Consider the following 531-nt stretch of genomic DNA (forward strand, 5'->3'; position numbering starts at 1 on the left):
CTATCATTAATAGTAAAAGGAGAGTGAGATAGACTTTGAAAACGAATGAAGATTTTGAGCAGTTACTAGACCAATACAACCCACTAATCCATCGTGTTATGAAGAGTTTATATATTTATCCATCAGAGAATCAGTATGAAGATTTTCTCCAGGAGCTACGTATCAAGCTTATAAAGATAGCAGAGAATTTTGACGGCGACCCGCTTGTTAAAGACAAGTACCGATTCACTAATTTTGCTAAGCGTGGTTTGACTTGGTATCTAATCGATCTATTCCGGTCAGACAAAAAAGCAAAGGATGAAGTGTCGCTCTTAGATATTACATTTATAGAAGAAGACGGATTAGGCCTATTAGAAGACAGTCGATTAGCAGTAATATCCTTTTACGAAGAAGTAAAAAAGAGACTTAATAGTACGGAAATTACGTTATTTTGGGCCCTTCTCAGTGGGAACTACACATCACAACAGTTAGCAATGGAGTATGGGGTTAGTCGTAAAACAATTAGTAAAAGAAAGAAACAAATTAGAGATA

Annotated in this window: 1 protein-coding gene; it reads left to right on the forward strand. The window is 35.8% G+C overall.

Features of this window, described 5'->3' with window-relative positions; genetic code table 11:
• Window positions 1-35 precede the first annotated feature (35 nt).
• Window positions 36-531: sigma-70 family RNA polymerase sigma factor (locus ACEN33_RS12475; protein WP_407095216.1), on the forward strand; the 496-nt coding region annotated here is incomplete at its 3' end.

It is taken from the genome of Ruoffia sp. FAM 24228 (assembly GCF_045528575.1).
Taxonomy (GTDB): Bacteria; Bacillota; Bacilli; order Lactobacillales; family Aerococcaceae; genus Ruoffia; species Ruoffia halotolerans.